This is a genomic window from Allochromatium warmingii, assembly GCF_900107145.1.
Taxonomy (GTDB): Bacteria; Pseudomonadota; Gammaproteobacteria; order Chromatiales; family Chromatiaceae; genus Thermochromatium; species Thermochromatium warmingii.
In genome coordinates this window covers 17,706-34,255 of the sequence record NZ_FNOW01000011.1, presented here as the reverse complement: position 1 = coordinate 34,255, position 16,550 = coordinate 17,706, and the positions used below count along the sequence as shown (strand labels likewise).

17 protein-coding genes are annotated in these 16,550 nt (G+C 53.0%); 14 read left to right on the top strand and 3 right to left on the bottom strand.

What is annotated here, in order from left to right; all coding sequences use genetic code 11:
• The first annotated feature begins 17 nt into the window (after positions 1–17).
• From BLW10_RS05115 to BLW10_RS05100, 4 genes are all read left to right on the top strand, one after another.
• On the top strand, positions 18–794 hold the full coding sequence (locus BLW10_RS05115; protein ID WP_245709101.1) for a phosphodiester glycosidase family protein: 777 nt from the start codon (positions 18–20) through the stop codon (positions 792–794).
• Positions 795–1,015: 221 nt separating this feature from the next.
• Positions 1,016–2,743, top strand: coding sequence for a type I secretion system permease/ATPase (locus BLW10_RS05110; protein ID WP_091332765.1), 1,728 nt, complete (start codon positions 1,016–1,018; stop codon positions 2,741–2,743).
• A gap of 47 nt (positions 2,744–2,790) precedes the next feature.
• Positions 2,791–4,131, top strand: a complete 1,341-nt coding sequence (locus BLW10_RS05105; RefSeq protein WP_091332763.1) for an HlyD family type I secretion periplasmic adaptor subunit — start codon at positions 2,791–2,793, stop codon at positions 4,129–4,131.
• A gap of 149 nt (positions 4,132–4,280) precedes the next feature.
• Entirely contained in the window at positions 4,281–5,141 is an 861-nt protein-coding gene (locus BLW10_RS05100) for an META domain-containing protein (RefSeq protein ID WP_091332761.1), read from the top strand.
• Between the two features lie 15 nt (positions 5,142–5,156).
• On the opposite strand, the gene BLW10_RS05095 is transcribed toward BLW10_RS05100, so the two are convergent.
• Complete coding sequence (locus BLW10_RS05095; protein WP_091332760.1) at positions 5,157–5,399, bottom strand: BolA family protein; 243 nt, start codon at positions 5,397–5,399, stop codon at positions 5,157–5,159.
• Between the two features lie 205 nt (positions 5,400–5,604).
• Here BLW10_RS05095 and lepA point away from each other — a divergent pair, with 205 nt between their 5' ends.
• Genes lepA through era form a run of 5 tightly spaced genes read left to right on the top strand, consistent with a single transcriptional unit; the run spans position 5,605 to position 10,219 of the window.
• Positions 5,605–7,404, top strand: coding sequence for a translation elongation factor 4 (gene lepA / locus BLW10_RS05090; RefSeq protein WP_091332758.1), 1,800 nt, complete (start codon positions 5,605–5,607; stop codon positions 7,402–7,404).
• Between the two features lie 7 nt (positions 7,405–7,411).
• Positions 7,412–8,218 carry a signal peptidase I gene (gene lepB, locus BLW10_RS05085; protein WP_091332757.1) on the top strand — a complete coding sequence of 269 codons (807 nt, stop codon included), beginning with the start codon at positions 7,412–7,414 and terminating at the stop codon, positions 8,216–8,218.
• Between the two features lie 18 nt (positions 8,219–8,236).
• Positions 8,237–8,632 carry a DUF4845 domain-containing protein gene (locus tag BLW10_RS05080; RefSeq protein ID WP_091332755.1) on the top strand — a complete coding sequence of 132 codons (396 nt, stop codon included), beginning with the start codon at positions 8,237–8,239 and terminating at the stop codon, positions 8,630–8,632.
• Positions 8,629–9,303 carry a ribonuclease III gene (gene rnc, locus BLW10_RS05075; RefSeq protein ID WP_091332753.1) on the top strand — a complete coding sequence of 225 codons (675 nt, stop codon included), beginning with the start codon at positions 8,629–8,631 and terminating at the stop codon, positions 9,301–9,303. The genes BLW10_RS05080 and rnc overlap by 4 nt, the downstream gene beginning before the upstream one ends.
• Positions 9,296–10,219, top strand: a complete 924-nt coding sequence (era, locus tag BLW10_RS05070) for a GTPase Era (protein ID WP_091332752.1) — start codon at positions 9,296–9,298, stop codon at positions 10,217–10,219. Before rnc ends, era begins: the two co-directional genes overlap by 8 nt.
• A gap of 96 nt (positions 10,220–10,315) precedes the next feature.
• Here era and hcp read toward each other — a convergent pair whose 3' ends face one another.
• Positions 10,316–11,944: a hydroxylamine reductase gene (gene hcp / locus BLW10_RS05065; protein WP_091332749.1), complete on the bottom strand. Its 1,629-nt coding sequence runs from the start codon at positions 11,942–11,944 to the stop codon at positions 10,316–10,318.
• A gap of 213 nt (positions 11,945–12,157) precedes the next feature.
• On the opposite strand from hcp, the gene BLW10_RS05060 reads away from it, so the two are divergent.
• From BLW10_RS05060 to prfH, 5 genes are all read left to right on the top strand, one after another.
• The gene (locus BLW10_RS05060) at positions 12,158–12,748 is read left to right on the top strand and encodes a Tll0287-like domain-containing protein (protein ID WP_091332747.1); all 591 of its coding nucleotides are present in this window, start codon (positions 12,158–12,160) and stop codon (positions 12,746–12,748) included.
• A gap of 121 nt (positions 12,749–12,869) precedes the next feature.
• A complete protein-coding gene (locus BLW10_RS05055; protein ID WP_091332745.1) occupies positions 12,870–13,391 on the top strand; it encodes a hypothetical protein in 522 nt (173 codons plus the stop codon).
• A 3-nt stretch (positions 13,392–13,394) separates the two neighbouring features.
• Complete coding sequence (locus BLW10_RS05050; protein ID WP_091332743.1) at positions 13,395–14,600, top strand: protoporphyrinogen/coproporphyrinogen oxidase; 1,206 nt, start codon at positions 13,395–13,397, stop codon at positions 14,598–14,600.
• A 30-nt stretch (positions 14,601–14,630) separates the two neighbouring features.
• On the top strand, positions 14,631–15,161 hold the full coding sequence (locus BLW10_RS05045; RefSeq protein ID WP_091332741.1) for a CreA family protein: 531 nt from the start codon (positions 14,631–14,633) through the stop codon (positions 15,159–15,161).
• A gap of 151 nt (positions 15,162–15,312) precedes the next feature.
• Complete coding sequence (gene prfH, locus BLW10_RS05040; protein WP_091332739.1) at positions 15,313–15,951, top strand: peptide chain release factor H; 639 nt, start codon at positions 15,313–15,315, stop codon at positions 15,949–15,951.
• Here prfH and BLW10_RS05035 read toward each other — a convergent pair.
• A complete protein-coding gene (locus BLW10_RS05035) occupies positions 15,948–16,520 on the bottom strand; it encodes an NnrU family protein (protein ID WP_091332738.1) in 573 nt (190 codons plus the stop codon). The genes prfH and BLW10_RS05035 overlap by 4 nt on opposite strands.
• Positions 16,521–16,550: the final 30 nt, after the last annotated feature.

Sequence of the window (16,550 nt, the reverse complement as noted above, 5' to 3'; positions counted from 1 at the left end):
ATTGGAGTGCGCACGCTATGCGTCTGTGTGCCCTGCTGCTGGCGCTTCTTGCGTCTGGAAGTAGCCACGCTGAATGGCGTGTCGTGTCCGGCGCAGCTTGGCCGCCCGTCGATGCGCCGCTGAGTCATCGCAAACGCACATTGGAATCGACGACGGGACGTACAATTCGGGCGCATCTGGCGCTGTTTGATTCGCGCCGTTATCAACTGGAAGTGCTTGATTTGGGAGCAGATTTGGCCTCAAGTTCAATCTGGCCCCAACAGGCACAGGCGGCAGGATTGCTGGCAGCGGTCAACGGTGGCTTTTTTCATGCTGATGGTCAGCCGCTTGGGTTGATGATTGCGGCGGGGCAGCAGGTACACCGCTTCGAAACGGTTAAGCTTTTGAGCGGCGTGCTCTATAGCGATACACGCGGTATCCATTTAGAGCGCCGCAATACGTTTCGGCTACGCGCTGGCATTACAGCGCTGCTACAAGCTGGCCCATATTTGGTCGAACGCCAGCAGCCTGTACGCGGCTTGTCTACAAATGATGTCAGTCGGCGCACCTTTGTTGTAACCGATTGGCGGCGACATTGGGTGTTAGGCGTCACCCGCGATGGGCTAACGCTGGCGGAATTAGCTGAGGTGTTGACCACGCCCGAAGCACTCGCGCCCTGGCCGGTGGAGCGGGCGCTCAATCTCGACGGCGGCACATCGAGCGGTTTTTGGTTCGCGGGCGTGGTCGGTCAGGAACCGATTCAGGTGCGCTCACGGCGTCCGGTGCGCAATTTGGTTGGCGTGCGCCCACGATGAATCCCTTTCTGCATCAAATACGCAACACGCCAACAGCGCGGCACCCGTTAGTTTATGGTGGCCCGCCGATGGTCGGGCCTATTCTGCGCTGAGTTGCTAGGTTTGGTATGATCGTTGACTAGATAATCCTGTCATAGCTATCCGCTGTGGCATCTAACGCACCCTGGCATTAGGGAGTGCTCCTCAGCTTCTGCTCCCTGACCAACTTGGTATTTTTTAACGTGATTAAACATCCGCATCCACCTGATGAATTACGCGCTGTCTTACACGCCAGCCGCAACTCATTTATCTTTGTCGGGCTATTTAGTGCCTTCATCAATTTGCTTTTGCTGGCCCCGGCGCTTTACATGCTTCAGGTCTATGACCGCGTGCTTGCCAGTCGCAGCGAAATGACCTTATTAGTGCTCACGTTGCTATTACTTGGACTCTTGCTCATTATGGGCGGACTGGAAATGGTGCGTTCGCGCATTTTAGTGCGCGTTGGTGCCCGTTTAGATATGGCGCTCAATACCCGTTTGTTTGCAGCCATGTTTGATGCCAATCTGCGCGGATTTGGTCAAACCAGTAGCCAGCCAATCCAAGATCTAAATTCTTTACGTCAGTTTTTAACTGGTCACGGAGTATTTGGATTTTTTGATGCGCCTTGGGCACCAGTTTATTTGGCTGTCTTATTTATTATGCATCCATTGCTTGGCTGGATAGCAGTCGGTGGTGCTTTGATTTTAGTGTGTTTAGCAATTGCTAATGAACTCACAACTAGAAAGCCACTTGCTAAAGCTAACACGCTCGCAGTTGCTAACAATAATTTTTTACAAGGCAATCTGCGCAATTCCGAAGCATTAGACGCGATGGGAATGTTGCCTCAGGTACGACAACGTTGGTTAGCGCGGCATGTTGAAGTGTTACAACTTCAAGCCTTAGCAAGCGACCGAGCTGGCGTGCTGACAAATATTAGTAAGATTTTACGCATGATGCTGCAATCTTTAGCCATCGGTGTTGGCGCGTATCTAGCTATTCAAAATATTACGACTCCTGGCGTTATGATTGCCGGCTCAATTTTGATGGGACGCGCCCTCGCTCCAATTGATATGCTGATCGGAACATGGAAAGGATTCCTGTCTGCGCGTACATCTTATGGTCGTTTGCATGGATTATTACAAACTGTTCCAGCGCGTCCGCTCAATATGCGATTGCCAGATCCAGTTGGTCGAATGACATTTGAAGAGGTCGTTGCTGCGCCACCTGGCTCGAATAGTGCCGTGCTCAAGCGTATTAATTTTGATGTCGCGCCCGGAGAAGTGATTGGCGTCGTTGGGCCGAGTGCTGCTGGTAAATCTACTTTAGCGCGTGTCATGCTTGGTATTTGGCCAACAGCCGCTGGATCGGTACGTTTAGATGGCGCTGAAATTGGTCGCTGGAATCGCGATGAATTAGGGCCATATATCGGCTATTTACCGCAGGATATTGAATTGTTTGAAGGCACGGTCAGTGAAAATATCGCCCGTTTTGGCATAGTCGATGCCGAACAAGTCGTAGAAGCCGCTCGGCGCGCTGGTGTTCACGATATGATTTTGCGATTACCGAAGGGTTACGACACGCCAGTTGGTGTCGGCGGCACGGTGCTCTCCGGCGGGCAGCGGCAGCGAATTGGATTAGCCCGTGCGCTCTATGGTCAGCCTGTGCTGGTGGTGCTTGATGAGCCAAATTCTAATCTCGATGATGAAGGCGAAGCCGCGTTAGTACAGGCTATCGCGCACCTCAAAGCGATGAATTCAACTGTCTTTTTAATCACACATCGCCCGAATGTGCTCAAAAGCGTTGACAAGATTTTAGTGCTACGCGATGGCATCTTGCATTTATTTGGGCCACGCGATCAAGTATTAGCGCAATTTGCGCGTCCGGCTATTGTAAGTCGTACAGATAAACCTGTGGCTGAAGCGAGTGCTTGAGTGCGTAATCCTGATGCTATTCATTTTCATTATAGAGGCAAGCCTCATTGGATATTTCAGTCATTCCTAAAACTGTTTCTACGCTGCCAGAAGTGCCAGATCTCCGTACAACAGATCGGCCTGAGCGTGCGCTAGGACTATTGATTCTATTGGGCGGATTAGGTGGATTTTTGCTGTGGGCAACCTTTGCGCCTATTGATAGTGCTGCCGTTGCGCCTGGTGTTGTTACAGTAGAAACTTCACGTAAAACCGTTCAGCATCTCGAAGGCGGTATCGTCAGTGAAATTTTGGTACGTGAAGGCGATCATGTTGATGAAGGCAGTGTGCTGGTGCGCCTTGATGATACTGAAGCACGGGCACAATTGGAGATTGTGCGCGGTCAATTTTTGGCTAAACGCGCTGAAGAAGCGCGTTTACTTGCTGAACGTAATAATGACACATCTGTGACGTTTCCAACGGATTTGCTTGAGCTGAAAGACGATCCGCGCATGGAAGAGACGGTCACAGGTCAGCAGCGTGTTTTTCAAGCACGTCGCCAAGCTTTAAATGGGGAAATCGATGTGCTACAGCAGCGCGTTGGTCAATTAGAAGAACAAATTCGCGGGCTGGAGGCATTATCAGCAAGTAAAACGCGGCGCATTAAGCTCTATCGTGAGGAAATTGCTGGACTTCACAAGTTATTCGAAAGAGGTTTAGGCGATAAAAATCGGTTGCGAGAATCGGAACGCTTGGAAGCTGAATTAGAAGGTGAGCACGCGGAACACCAATCTTCAATTGCAGCAACTCGGGTGCAAATTGGCGAAACTAAGCTCCAAATTGTTCAGGTGCAGCGGCGTTTTACTAGTGAAGTCGTTGAGCAATTAAGCAAGGTACAAACTGAATTGTTTGATTTGCGTGAGCGTATTCGCACACTCGAAAAGACCTTAGAGCGAACTGAAATTCGCGCTCCACGCCGTGGGGCAGTGATGGGTATGCAAATTCATACAATCGGCGGTGTACTGCGTGCTGGAGATCCAATTTTGGATATTATTCCAGAAAACGAACCCTTGATTGTTGAAGCACAGATTGATCCAGGTGATATTGACCGCGTTGCTCCTGGATTGGAAGCTTATATTCGTTTTTCAGCGTTTAATTCACGCACAACACCAACTGTTTCCGGGGTCGTGCTGACAATCTCAGCCGACCGTTTAACCGATCAAGCAAGCGGTTTACCCTATTATTTAGCACGGATTCAGGTGACTGTAGCGGGTATGGAAACCTTGCGCGGGCTAACGCTGCTGCCCGGAATGCCTGCCGATGTTATGATTAAAACCGGCGAGCGTACCTTTTTTGAGTATCTTGTCCGTCCGCTCACTGATCAGATCGCACTCGGATTAAAGGAAGAATAAAGCCACTGACGTGTAAATCGTCACTCAATAGACAGGATTAACCGGATTTATCACGATAAACAGGATTCAATATCCTGTTAATTCTGTGAAATTCTGTCTATCCTGTCTAATTGCCGTCAATGTCAAGTCCCCGTAAATAATGATTCACCATGTTTAACACTCTACGTGCGTTCCTGATGCTCGGCTGGATGTTACTTACTGTCGGCCCGCTTCAGGCCCAATCGCTCCCACCTGAGCCAGCAGCACCGCTGTCTGCCGATGCCATTGAGCCGGAGCCGGTACCCAGCCCTCCGCCGTTTATGGAAATTGATTGGCGGCTGACCGTCTATCGCAGCGCGACTGGGCCAAAAGCGGTGCTTGCTCCGGCACCGCCGCTGCTGTTTCGCTTTGCTGAGGGTGAATTTTCCGGCAGCAGCGGCTGTAATCGACTGCGTGGACGCTACACGCTCAATAATCTCGCGTTGCAGCTCGGCTCTGAGTTGGCGATCACGCGCATGATGTGCCCCGAGGCGGTGATGCAGCAGGAGGCGGCGATTCTCAGCGCCTTGCAAAATGTGACCGGCTACCGCTACACCCCAGATCGGCTTGAACTGATCGACGCGACCGGCGCGGGCGTGCTGGGTTTTTCACGGGTTGGGGCGGCGAGCGAAGCTGATGGGCTGGATGGTCGGCGCTGGCAGCTTGATCGCTATTTGGATGCGCAGGGTGTGCTGAGTGTGCCGCTACCGGAGACGCAGCTTGATCTGCGCTTTGATGCGCGTGGTCAGATCAACGGCTCCGATGGCTGTAATCCGTATCTCAGCGGTTTTATACGTAACGGCACGGCGCTCCAGTTCGGCCCGCTTGCCAGCACGCGCCCAAGCTGCACCGAGACCGACGGACGCGCTGAACAGGCCGCCGCCTATCTCGCGCTGCTCGGACGGGTGCGGCAGTATCGGCGCGATGCCGAACAGTTAATCTTGCTCGATGCCACCGGCACGCCGCTCGTCTATCTGCGAGCTGTGGACTAACGAATCGCGTCGGCGTCAGCCCAGTGCTGCCTGTTGCTGGGCTGGCGTTCGCGCCTTGATAGACAGTGCGTGCAGCGCCCCACTAGCCACCTCTGCTTTTACCGTCTCCATCACCAGCCGTTCACGTTTCAACAGCGACACGCCCTCAAACGCCTCGCTGATGACCAGTGCCTCAAAATGTTCGCCGTCGCCGCTGACCTGAACCTCAGCGCCCGGTAGCCCGGCGCGAATGCGTTGCGCGATGATGTCGATTTCCATTGTGTCATGCCTCGTCAGTGTGGGCCGGTGCGCTGCAAAACCGCGCCCCGGCTGCGTCAAAACAGTGCAGTATAAACCGGCGTCCGCCTGCCACGCGCACGCCGCTGCACTCTGGTATCATGGTGCGCACTGTGCCGCCTCGCATCGCTTCTGCGTGCTGGGCGCGTCTCCGCCCTTCCATCTGGATTCTCACTCTGGTTTTTCGATGACCGACCTTAGCCACATTCGCAATTTCTCGATCATCGCGCACATCGACCACGGCAAATCGACCATCGCTGATCGCTTCATCCAGATCAGCGGCGCGTTGAGCGAACGCGAAATGTCCAGTCAGGTACTGGACTCGATGGATCTGGAGCGCGAGCGCGGCATCACCATCAAGGCCCAAAGTGTCACGCTGAACTATCAGGCCCGCAACGGCGAGACCTATCAGCTCAACTTTATCGACACGCCTGGGCATGTCGATTTTTCTTATGAAGTCTCGCGTTCGCTCGCCGCCTGCGAGGGCGCATTGCTGGTTGTCGATGCCGCGCAGGGCGTTGAAGCACAAAGCGTTGCCAACTGCTACACCGCCATCGAGCAAGGATTAGAAGTGCTGCCGGTCTTAAATAAGATCGACCTGCCTTCCGCTGAACCCGAGCGCGTCATCAAAGAAATCGAGGAAATCATTGGCCTCGAAGCCCATGATGCCCTGCATGTGAGCGCCAAAACCGGTCTCGGCATCCCCGATTTGCTCGAAGCCCTGGTCGCTCGCATCCCGCCGCCGCAAGGCGATGTCGCCGCACCGTTACAAGCACTCATCATCGATTCGTGGTTTGATCCCTATGTCGGCGTCGTCTCGCTGGTGCGGGTGATGAACGGCGAAATTCGCCGCCGCGACAAAGTATTGATGATTTCAACCGGACGCACGCATCAGGTCGATAATGTCGGTGTCTTTACGCCGAAAAAGACCGAACGCGCTGTTTTACGTGCCGGTGAAGTCGGCTATATGATCGCCGGTATTAAAGAAATCGACGGCGCTCCGGTTGGCGATACGATTACGCTGCCAGATCGCCCGGGCGAAAAATTACCCGGCTTTAAAGAAATGCGCCCGCGTGTTTTTGCCGGACTCTATACCGTCATCTCGGATGATTACGAAGATTTACGCGAAGCACTCGGTAAATTGCGCCTCAATGATGCCGCGCTGCATTATGAACCAGAAGTATCGCAAGCACTCGGCTTTGGTTTCCGCTGCGGCTTTCTCGGGATGCTGCACATGGAGATTATTCAAGAGCGACTAGAGCGCGAATATGATCTTGATTTAATCACCACCGCGCCGACGGTTGTGTATGAAGTGCTCCGCGCCGATGGCGAAACCGTGCGCATTGATAATCCCGCCGATTTGCCCGATCCCTCGCACATCCGCGAAATTCGCGAGCCAATTATCGAAGCGCATATTCTCACCCCGCAAGATTATCTCGGTGCCGTGATTAACCTGTGCATTGAAAAGCGTGGTGTGCAAAAAAATATTCAATATCTCGGCGGTCAGGTGCAGGTTTCCTATGAATTGCCGATGAGTGAAGTCGTGCTCGATTTCTTCGACCGACTTAAATCATGCAGTCGCGGTTTTGCATCGTTTGAATACGAGTTTAAACGCTTCCAGCCATCAGATTTAGTCAAACTCGATGTGCTCATTAATGGCGATAAAGTCGATTCACTATCATCGATAGTCCATCGCTTACTGTCACAAAATCGCGGGCGCGATGTCACGGAGCGCATGAAAGACTTAATTCCGCGTCAAATGTTTGAAGTGGCGATTCAGGCAGCGATTGGCTCCAAAATTATTGCGCGTTCAACAGTCAAAGCCTTGCGGAAAAATGTCACCGCTAAATGCTATGGTGGTGACGCCACGCGCAAACGCAAGCTCTTAGAAAAACAGAAAGAAGGCAAAAAGCGGATGAAACAAGTCGGCAAAGTCGATATTCCGCAGGAAGCCTTTTTAGCTGTACTCCAAAGCGGCAAAGATTAATATTAATATGACATTCGACTTTCCGGCGTTTCTCGTCCTAGCATCATTTTTAACCGGCGGTATCTGGCTGCTTGATGTGCTGGTGTTTGCGCGGCGGCGACGTGCAGCAGCGATCACAAAAGAGCCGCTGATTGTTGAATATGCCCGCTCATTTTTTCCGGTGATCTTTGCGGTTTTGATTCTGCGCTCTTTTTTAGTTGAGCCGTTCCGGATTCCATCTAATTCGATGATGCCGACCCTTTTGACCGGCGATTTTATTCTAGTCAATAAATTCTCCTATGGCTTACGACTGCCGGTAGTGAATCTGAAATTCTTAGAGGTTGGCTCACCGCAGCGCGGAGATGTCGTTGTTTTTAAATTTCCGCTTGATATGCGGACAGATTTTATCAAGCGCGTGGTTGGCGTGCCAGGCGATATCATCGGCTATCGGAATAAAACCATTTTTGTCAATGGCGAGCCAATAAATCAATTACCCATCGGTTCTTACACGGGTGTTGGCTCAGGCCGTGAAATGACTGGTGCTCATGAAGCATTAGAACAACTCGGCGCGGCAGAACACGGCATTTTAACGCGCCCAACTGCGCCGGATTTGCCATTTAATTGTCAGGCACTGGCCAGCGGGCCAGTCACAGTACCCGAGGGGCGGTATTTCGTCATGGGTGATAACCGTGACAATAGCAATGACAGCCGCTGCTGGGGATTTGTGCCAGATGCAAACCTAGTTGGTAAAGCGTTTGCAATCTGGATGCACTGGGATGGCGCACGCGAGGGCTTTCCAATTGCGTGGTCGCGTCTCTGGGACGGAATCAAATAACCGCGAGGTTGATAACAGATGTCCACAACACATTCTTCTTTCGCTGCACGGCAACGCGGCATTGGCTTTTCCTCAGTGATCGCGATTATTGGTTTAGTCGCATTTTTTGGCACGATTCTGTTAAAGATCGGGCCACTTTATATGAATTTTTGGACAGTCAAATCTATCATGGAAGACACCGCTACGACTTATGATGTAAAAAAAGATGGCGGTGGCCGTGCAATCGTAACATCAGTTGAAAAACGACTTGATGTTAATTCAGTTGAAACTGTTAAAGGGAGTGATTTTCAAATTGAGCGTATGACTGATCGTCAATTCAAATTGTTATTGGCTTACGAACAGCGCGTGCATCTATTCTTTAATATTGATGCCATCGTATCATTTAGTTATCAAGTCGAAGTCGGCTCCGAGTGAATACTGTACAGCGCCTTGCTCAAGCACTTGGGCATCGGTTTAATCATCAAGAATTGCTGATTCAGGCGCTCACTCATCGCAGTGTTGGTGCAGCGAATAATGAGCGACTCGAATTTCTCGGTGATGCGCTGATTGGCTTTGTAATTGCCGAGGCGCTCTGGAAGCGTTTTCCAAAAGCTGATGAAGGGACGCTGAGTCGAATGCGTGCTTCGCTAGTCAAGCGCGAATCGCTGGCACGACTCGCACGTGATTTAAAACTTGGCGAGGCATTACGGCTTGGCGCTGGTGAATTGCGTACCGGTGGTCATGCGCGGGATTCAATTTTAGCGGATGGATTAGAAGCCGTCCTCGGCGCGGTGTATTTTGATGCTGGATTTGAGCAGGCGCGAACTGTCGTGCTGACCCTATTTGCGGCACGGCTCGAACAAACTGACGCCGAACGTGCTGGAAAAGATCCAAAAACCCGGTTACAAGAATGTTTGCAATCCTATAAACGGCCATTGCCGGATTATTTAGTGCTATCAATTGATGGCGACCAACACGATCAAACTTTTACTGTGAGCTGTCAACTTCAGGATGCCGATGTGACGACCCGCGCCACCGGAACCAGCCGCCGCCGTGCGGAACAGGCTGCCGCCGCTTTAATGCTGGAGCACATTCAGTATGGTTGAATTGAATCCTATTGAATCGGATCAACCCGCCCTCAGTCGCTGCGGCACTGTTGCTATTATTGGGCGACCGAATGTCGGCAAATCAACGCTATTAAATCGCCTGATCGGACAAAAACTGGCTATTACCTCGCATAAAGCGCAAACCACACGTCACGCAATTCTCGGTATCAAAACGCGACCAGATGGTCAAATGCTATTTGTTGATACACCTGGTATTCATGAACGTGGCGGGAGTGCGTTGAATCGTTATCTGAATCGTGCGGCACGTTCAGCAATTGCTGAAACTGATCTAGCACTGTTTATTGTTGAAGCTGGACGCTGGACAACAGAAGATGCAACTGCGCTCGATGCGCTGGCTACTGCACAAGTGCCAGTCATTGCGGTGGTCAATAAAATCGACCGAGTCGCCGATAAAACAAGCCTGCTTCCATATTTGCAACAGCTTGGTGAACGGTATGCGTTTCGGCAGGTGATTCCAATTTCAGCAACGAAAGGGAGTCAAGTTGAGACACTCGAACAGCGAATTATTGAAGCACTACCCGAAGGTGAGCCGATCTTTCCCGAGGATCAGTTGACCGACCGTTCTGAGCGATTCTTTGCCGCTGAATTAGTTCGCGAGCAGTTGACGCAGCGTTATGGCGAAGAATTACCCTATTGCACAACGGTTGAAATTGAACGCTTTGAAGTTATCGAGGGGCGCTATATTATTCACGCGCTAATTTGGGTTGAGCGTCCAGGACAAAAAGGCATTATCATTGGCAAACATGGTGAGGCGCTCAAAGCTGTTGCAACCCAAGCGCGATTAGAAATGCAAAAGCTGTTTGCTTGTCCAGTGCATTTAGAAGTCTGGGTTAAAGTTAAAAAAAGCTGGTCGAGCGATGAATCTGCACTTTCGATGCTTGGGTATCATGAGTGATTGTTATACGCATTTTCACAAAAAATTTGTGACGTAATACACCCCACCTCTTAAGGTGGGGATTGCTATATCGGCTGAATGCTAAACGCTAGAACATTACGCCGCCGCCATCATCGCCCGCACATCCGCTTCGACTTCGCCAATCGGCTTAATATCGAATTGTTCAATTAGCACTTTTGCCACATTCGGTGATAGGAATGCGGGCAGCGTTGGCCCGAGCCGAATATGCTTCACGCCCAAATACAGCAGTGCCAGCAGCACAATAATCGCCTTTTGTTCGTACCAAGCAATGTCATACGAAATCGGCAATTCGTTAATATCTTTGACACCAAAGATTTCTTTCAGCTTGAGCGCGATATAAGCCAGTGAATAAGAGTCATTGCATTGTCCGGCGTCGAGCAGTCGTGGAATGCCGTTAATATCGCCAAGATCCAGTTTGTTATAGCGATATTTGGCACAGCCAGCGGTCAAAATCACGGCTTCTTTAGGTAGGGCTTTCGCAACATCGGTGTAATACGACCGCTGTTTATGACGCCCATCGCAACCGCCCATGACAATAAAGCGTTTAATTGCGCCAGATTTCACCGCGTCAAGTACTTGATCGGCCAGCGCCATCACCTGCGCATGCGCAAAGCCACCGACGATATGCCTCTGTTCGAGTTCAATCGGCGGGGCACAAGTTTTAGCCCGTTCAATCAACGGTGAGAAATCTTTCGTACCGCCTTGAGGCCGATCAGCGATATGCAACGCACCCGGCCAACCCGCTTGTCCGGTAGTAAAAATGCGGTCGCGGTAAGCATCTTTGACCGGCGTAATACAATTAGTGGTCATCAGAATTGGGCCATTAAAGGACGCAAAATCTTTATCCTGTTCCCACCACGCATTTCCGTAATTTCCGACAAAGTGCGAATATTTTTTGAACGCTGGATAATAATGTGCGGGCAGCATTTCGCTGTGGGTGTAGACATCAATACCCGTGCCTGCGGTTTGCTGGAGTAGCTCTTCGATGTCTTTTAGATCGTGCCCAGAAATGAGAATACCTGGGTTCGTGCGCACGCCGAGATTCACGGTCGTGATCTCAGGATTGCCGTAGGTTGAAGTATTGGCTTCGTCGAGCAGTGCCATTGCGGTGACGCCAAATTCACCGCATTTTAATACCCAGCCAATCAGAGTTTGTAGATCAGATTCGGTCAAGCTGGCCGCTAATCCCGTGATTATAAACGTGTTAATTTCGGTTTTTTCAAATCCCAAAATTGCTGCATGATCGACATAGGCAGCCATACCTTTGAGACCGTAGACTAATAATTCATGCAGTGAGCGCACATCTTCATTCATCTGTGACAGCACGCCGACTATTACAGCTTTAGCGTTGTATTGATCGGGTGTACCACTCCAATTCACTGCATCTAGATTGCTCGAATAATTAAGCGCGGTTTTGAGCGCATCGCGGCGGGCAATAATCGCCTGAATTTTTGCCTCTAAACGCGCATCATCAAAATTGGCGTTGGTGATGGTCATAAAAAGTGCTTCAGCAATAAAACGCCCAACACTCGTATCTGGTTGGCCCTGCTGGATGGCTTCATCAGCGACAATGGCTAAACCCTTGAGTAAATACACCAGCAGGTCTTGTAATTGCGCGGTTGTGGAATGTTTGCCGCAGACGCCTTTTGTCGTGCAACCAAACCCTTTGGACGCTTCTTCGCACTGAAAACAGAACATACTCATGGCAGACTCGCTTGCATGTGGTTGAACGGGATGGGTCGATGCGGGCGAGCATGTCACAGGGTCGCTGTCTGCGACTTGATGTGAGTCAAATGACTCAATCTATTTCAAATTGACCGAAATTCATCAACGACACGCCTGTCGATTGTTGGCACACTTTAGGCTGATTGACCGCTTGACCATCATGTTATCCAAATAGGACGAGGACGAATCCGCATGAAATCCATTACCCCCTCTATCATTGTGACTGCTGCAAGTTTGGCGCTGCTCATGGGTCTGCCGCAGGTTCAGGCGTCAGCGGATGATCCGCTGATCGAAGAAGCGAAAGGCTTGATGCAAAAATTCTCATCAACATTACAAACTGAACTCAAGGCGGCGATTGAGCGCGGCGGCCCGGTCGAGGCGATTGGGGTGTGTGAGCAACGCGCTCCGGAAATCGCTGCTGAATTGAGCGCAGCGAGCGGCTGGGAAATTGGGCGCGTGAGCCTGAAGCCGCGCAATGTGGAACTCGGGACGCCGGATGAATGGGAAACAGCGGTGCTCAAGGATTTTGAGCAACGGTTAGCTGCCGGAAAACCGGTCGAGACGCTGGTGCGGGCGGAGACGGTGAAGAGCGACGCGGGAGACACATTCCGCTTGATGAAAGCGGCACCGACTAAAGATGTCTGTCTGGCGTGCCACGGCAGCGCGATTACTGAGCCAGTCGCGCAGGCACTGACCGAGCATTATCCCGACGATCAGGCTCGCGGCTATGCGCTCGGGCAGATTCGCGGCGCGTTCTCGTTGGCTAAACCGTTGGTGAAGTAGCTGTTTTAGCTTCCAGCGGTGTGCCTGTCCGGCGCTGGGAGCAATTCCTGTTACAAAACAGGCTGCCGCTGACGTTGTACAATCCGCGTTACTTCATTATTGAGCTAACGACGGGTGTGCGATGACCGAGGCACGATTCGACATTCTGTTCGACGGCACGCTCCGGCCAGATGCCGATCCTAGCCGCGCCCGCGAGCGGTTGGGGGCGGCGTTCAAATTGGATGCAGCAGGCGTTGAGCGGTTGTTTAGCGGCAAGCCGATGACCGTCAAACGCGAGGCTGATGCGGCAACTGCGGCTCGCTATCAGCGCGTGTTTGAGGATGCGGGCGCGGTCGTAACCCTGCGTCCACTCACGGCCACCGAACCGCCCCCCGTCAGTCCCGCTCCGACTGCAACTCCGACTCAACCCCCTCCCACACCGCCGCTCACCGCCGAGGGCGGTTTTGAACGTCTCGAAACACCGCCCGCCGTTCAGATGCCGAATCTCGATCTCAGCTATTTGAGTTTGGTCGGCGGCTCAGATTGGAGTCTGGCCGATTGCGAACAGCAGCCTGAGCCGGTGATGATTCCAGATATCAGCCATTTGCAGCTCGATCAGCGCGACGCAGCGACCCCCGAACACGAAAAGACGGCACAACCATAGCTTATGAGTACAGAATTCGATCATATCGTCATCGGCGCTGGTATCAGCGGTCTCGGTGCGGCCCATTTTTCCGCTCGCCGGGGTCGGCGCACGCTGGTGCTTGAAGCCAGTGAGCGCGTCGGCGGCTGCATCAACAGCCCGTCATTTGCGGCGCTCAACGGTTTTTGGACTGAAGCCGGCGGCCACACCTGTTTCAACAGCTACGGGCATCTGTTGTCGATCCTCGACGATCTCGGCCTGACCCAGCAGGTTCAACCCAAGCGCAAAGTCGGCTACAAGCTCTGGAAACAGGGTCAGCGCCGCTCGATTAGCTCGGCGCTGCATCTCTTTGAGGCGGCGCGTTCGCTCCCAAAGTTATTTACAGCGCCGAAAGCTGGACGCAGTGTGCGCGACTATTACGGCACCGTGCTGGGACAGCGCAATTATCAGGATCTATTGCAGCACGCTTTTCAGGCCGTCATCTGCCAGCCCGCCGACGACTATCCCGCCGAAGCGCTGTTTCGCCGCAAACCGCGCCGCAAAGACGTGATGAAAGCGTTTACGTTCGCGCAGGGCATTGCGACCATTCCGAACGCGATTGCCGCGCAATCCGCGCTCGATGTGCGCACGCGCCAGCAGATCGCGCACATTGACAGCAGCGACACCGGCTTCCGCGTGCAACTTCAGGACGGCAGCCTGTTGCAATCGGCGTATCTGACGCTCGCGGTGCCGCCGGATGTTGCCGCGCAATTGCTCCCGACGGGGTTTGAGGCGGCGCGGGCGCTGGTCGCTGACATCGGCATGGCTGAGATCGAGACGTTGGTGCTGATTTTCCGGCACGATGATCTCAAGCACTTGCCGCCCATTGCCGGCCTGATCGCGGTCGAAGATGCGTTTTATTCCGCCGTTTCGCGGGATTTCCTGCCGGATGCCCAGTATCGCGGCTTTGCCTTTCACTTCCGCCCAAGCGTGCTCGATGCCGAGACGCAGATCCATCGCGCTTGCGCTGCACTCGGCGTGTCAGCGGAGCGCATCGCCGCGCAGACTTCGGTACAGAATCGTTTACCGGCACTGCGGGCGGGTCATCTGGCGCGTGTCACGCAGCTTGATGCCGCGCTTGCTGGAACGCGGCTGGCGCTGACGGGTAATTGGTTTCTCGGCGTGTCGATGGAAGATGCGCTGACGCGCAGCCATAGCGAACATGTTCGGTTATTTGGCGCTGAAATCTAATTCCATTTCATCTCAAAACGAGGGCAGCTTATGCGATCTGCGTGGATTGTGCCGCTGCTGCTGGGTGCGTTTGCCAGCAGTGCGCTTGCCGATGAAATCGGCAGTGTTTCGACCAAATTTAAATGGATGGGGCCGAATGACAAAATCGTCGTTGAAGTCTTTCAAGACGACGATATTCCGGGTGTAGTTTGCTATTTGAGTCGCGCTAAAACCGGCGGAGTATCCGGTGCGGTTGGGGTGGCGGAAGACACCTCAGATTCATCGATTGAATGCACGCAGATTGGCCCAATTGCATTACCCGATGATGTCCGTTCGGGCAAGCGCAATGGTGAACAGGTATTCAAAAAGCGCACCTCACTGCTTTTTAAAAGCCTGCAAGTGGTGCGTTTTTATGACGGGCCGCGCAATGCGCTGGTGTATTTAAGTTATAGCGACCGGATTATTGAAGGCTCGCCGAAGAATAGCATTTCGGCGGTGGCGATTCAGCCGTGGAAGGTTGAGCCGGTACCGCCAGCACAAGCGGCGGTTGTTCCGCCGCAGACTGCGCCGTCGCAACCTTAAAATCCGGGTAGTGCCCCGATTCGTAGGATCAGTTGCGCTAGTGAATGAGTATCTAGCTAGATTGAGCGTATCCTAAATCCTTTAGATTGGGGCACTACCAAATCTTGTTAATCCTGAATAATTCTGTCAATCCTGTCTAAATTTCAGCCGAATGCACACTTCAACGCTCTGGCTCCAAATTTCCGCCGGACGCTGCCCCGCTGAATGCGAATGGGTGGTCGGGCGCTTGGTGCCCATCTTGATCCGCGATCTCACCGCCCGCGAACTCAACGTCGAAGAACTCGACCGCATCCCAGGCACCCATTCCGGTGATGCACGGTCGGTGCTGGTGCGCGTCTCTGGCCCCGAGGTGACAGCGCGGGTTGCCGACTGGCTCGGTACGGTGCAATGGATCGGCACCAGTCCCTATCGTCCGCAACATCAGCGCAAAAACTGGTTTGTCAGCGTCGCCGCTTTTAACGAACCGACGGCGGAACACTGGGATGAACGCGATCTGAGCATTGAGACACTCCGCGCCAGCGGCCCAGGCGGTCAGCATGTCAACCGTACCGAGAGCGCGGTGCGCGTCACCCATCGTCCGAGCGGATTGAGTGTGCTCGCGCAGGAAGAACGCTCACAACATCTCAACCGCCGATTGGCGCTGGCGCGACTCGCGGCGCTCTTGGCTGACCGCGCCGCCGCGCACGCCCGCCACGCCGAAGATACCCGCTGGCGTCAACACACTCAGCTTGAGCGCGGCAATGCGGTGCGGGTATATCGCGGCGCGGACTGGACGTGCGTCACGCACTAACCCAGCGGCGCAACGCCTAACATGGCCTGATGTAGTCCAAGTAGGAATAGAACATAGAGTCCCAACCCCGCCACTACCGCGATCAGATCATTCAATGGCCCAACCGGTGCGCCCTGAACCGGCAGCGCAGCGCGACGTTTGAGCGAAATCCGATCCACCACCGCCCAGATCAAAAACAGCCCGAACAGCGCCACATCAGCCAGCATTCCATTGGCCAGCAGATGCGCAAAGGCCCAGATTTTCACAGCGGCTAACATCGGATGCTTGGTGACGGTCTGAATACGTCCGGGGAGATAGGCCGCAAACAGCAGCGGAAATACCGGCACCATCAGCAGCAGGCTGATATGACCCAACCATGTCGGCGGATCGTAGAGCACGACCGGCGCGAGGCGTGATTGACCATAACCATAGGCAATCAGCATAAAACCCAGCAGCGAGATTAGGCTATAAATCCCCTGCCAAGCCGTCAAACCAATGCGGGCAGTGAGCGTCTCGCGCAGGGTGGGGCGGAAGATTGCAAGGGAGTGCATCCCAAGAAATAACGCGAGTCCGAGTAGGAGTGCAGCCATTGGATAAATCCCTGTAGAAACAAAAAGACG

Coding starts and splice junctions, on each gene's coding strand:
- BLW10_RS05115 (WP_245709101.1), top strand. CDS start 18: ATGCGTCTGTGTGCCCTGCTGCTGGCGCTTCTTGCGTCTGGAAGTAGC.
- BLW10_RS05100 (WP_091332761.1), top strand. CDS start 4,281: ATGTTTAACACTCTACGTGCGTTCCTGATGCTCGGCTGGATGTTACTT.
- BLW10_RS05095 (WP_091332760.1), bottom strand. CDS start 5,399: ATGGAAATCGACATCATCGCGCAACGCATTCGCGCCGGGCTACCGGGC.
- lepA (WP_091332758.1), top strand. CDS start 5,605: ATGACCGACCTTAGCCACATTCGCAATTTCTCGATCATCGCGCACATC.
- lepB (WP_091332757.1), top strand. CDS start 7,412: ATGACATTCGACTTTCCGGCGTTTCTCGTCCTAGCATCATTTTTAACC.
- BLW10_RS05080 (WP_091332755.1), top strand. CDS start 8,237: ATGTCCACAACACATTCTTCTTTCGCTGCACGGCAACGCGGCATTGGC.
- era (WP_091332752.1), top strand. CDS start 9,296: ATGGTTGAATTGAATCCTATTGAATCGGATCAACCCGCCCTCAGTCGC.
- hcp (WP_091332749.1), bottom strand. CDS start 11,944: ATGAGTATGTTCTGTTTTCAGTGCGAAGAAGCGTCCAAAGGGTTTGGT.
- BLW10_RS05060 (WP_091332747.1), top strand. CDS start 12,158: ATGAAATCCATTACCCCCTCTATCATTGTGACTGCTGCAAGTTTGGCG.
- BLW10_RS05055 (WP_091332745.1), top strand. CDS start 12,870: ATGACCGAGGCACGATTCGACATTCTGTTCGACGGCACGCTCCGGCCA.
- BLW10_RS05050 (WP_091332743.1), top strand. CDS start 13,395: ATGAGTACAGAATTCGATCATATCGTCATCGGCGCTGGTATCAGCGGT.
- BLW10_RS05045 (WP_091332741.1), top strand. CDS start 14,631: ATGCGATCTGCGTGGATTGTGCCGCTGCTGCTGGGTGCGTTTGCCAGC.
- prfH (WP_091332739.1), top strand. CDS start 15,313: ATGCACACTTCAACGCTCTGGCTCCAAATTTCCGCCGGACGCTGCCCC.
- BLW10_RS05035 (WP_091332738.1), bottom strand. CDS start 16,520: ATGGCTGCACTCCTACTCGGACTCGCGTTATTTCTTGGGATGCACTCC.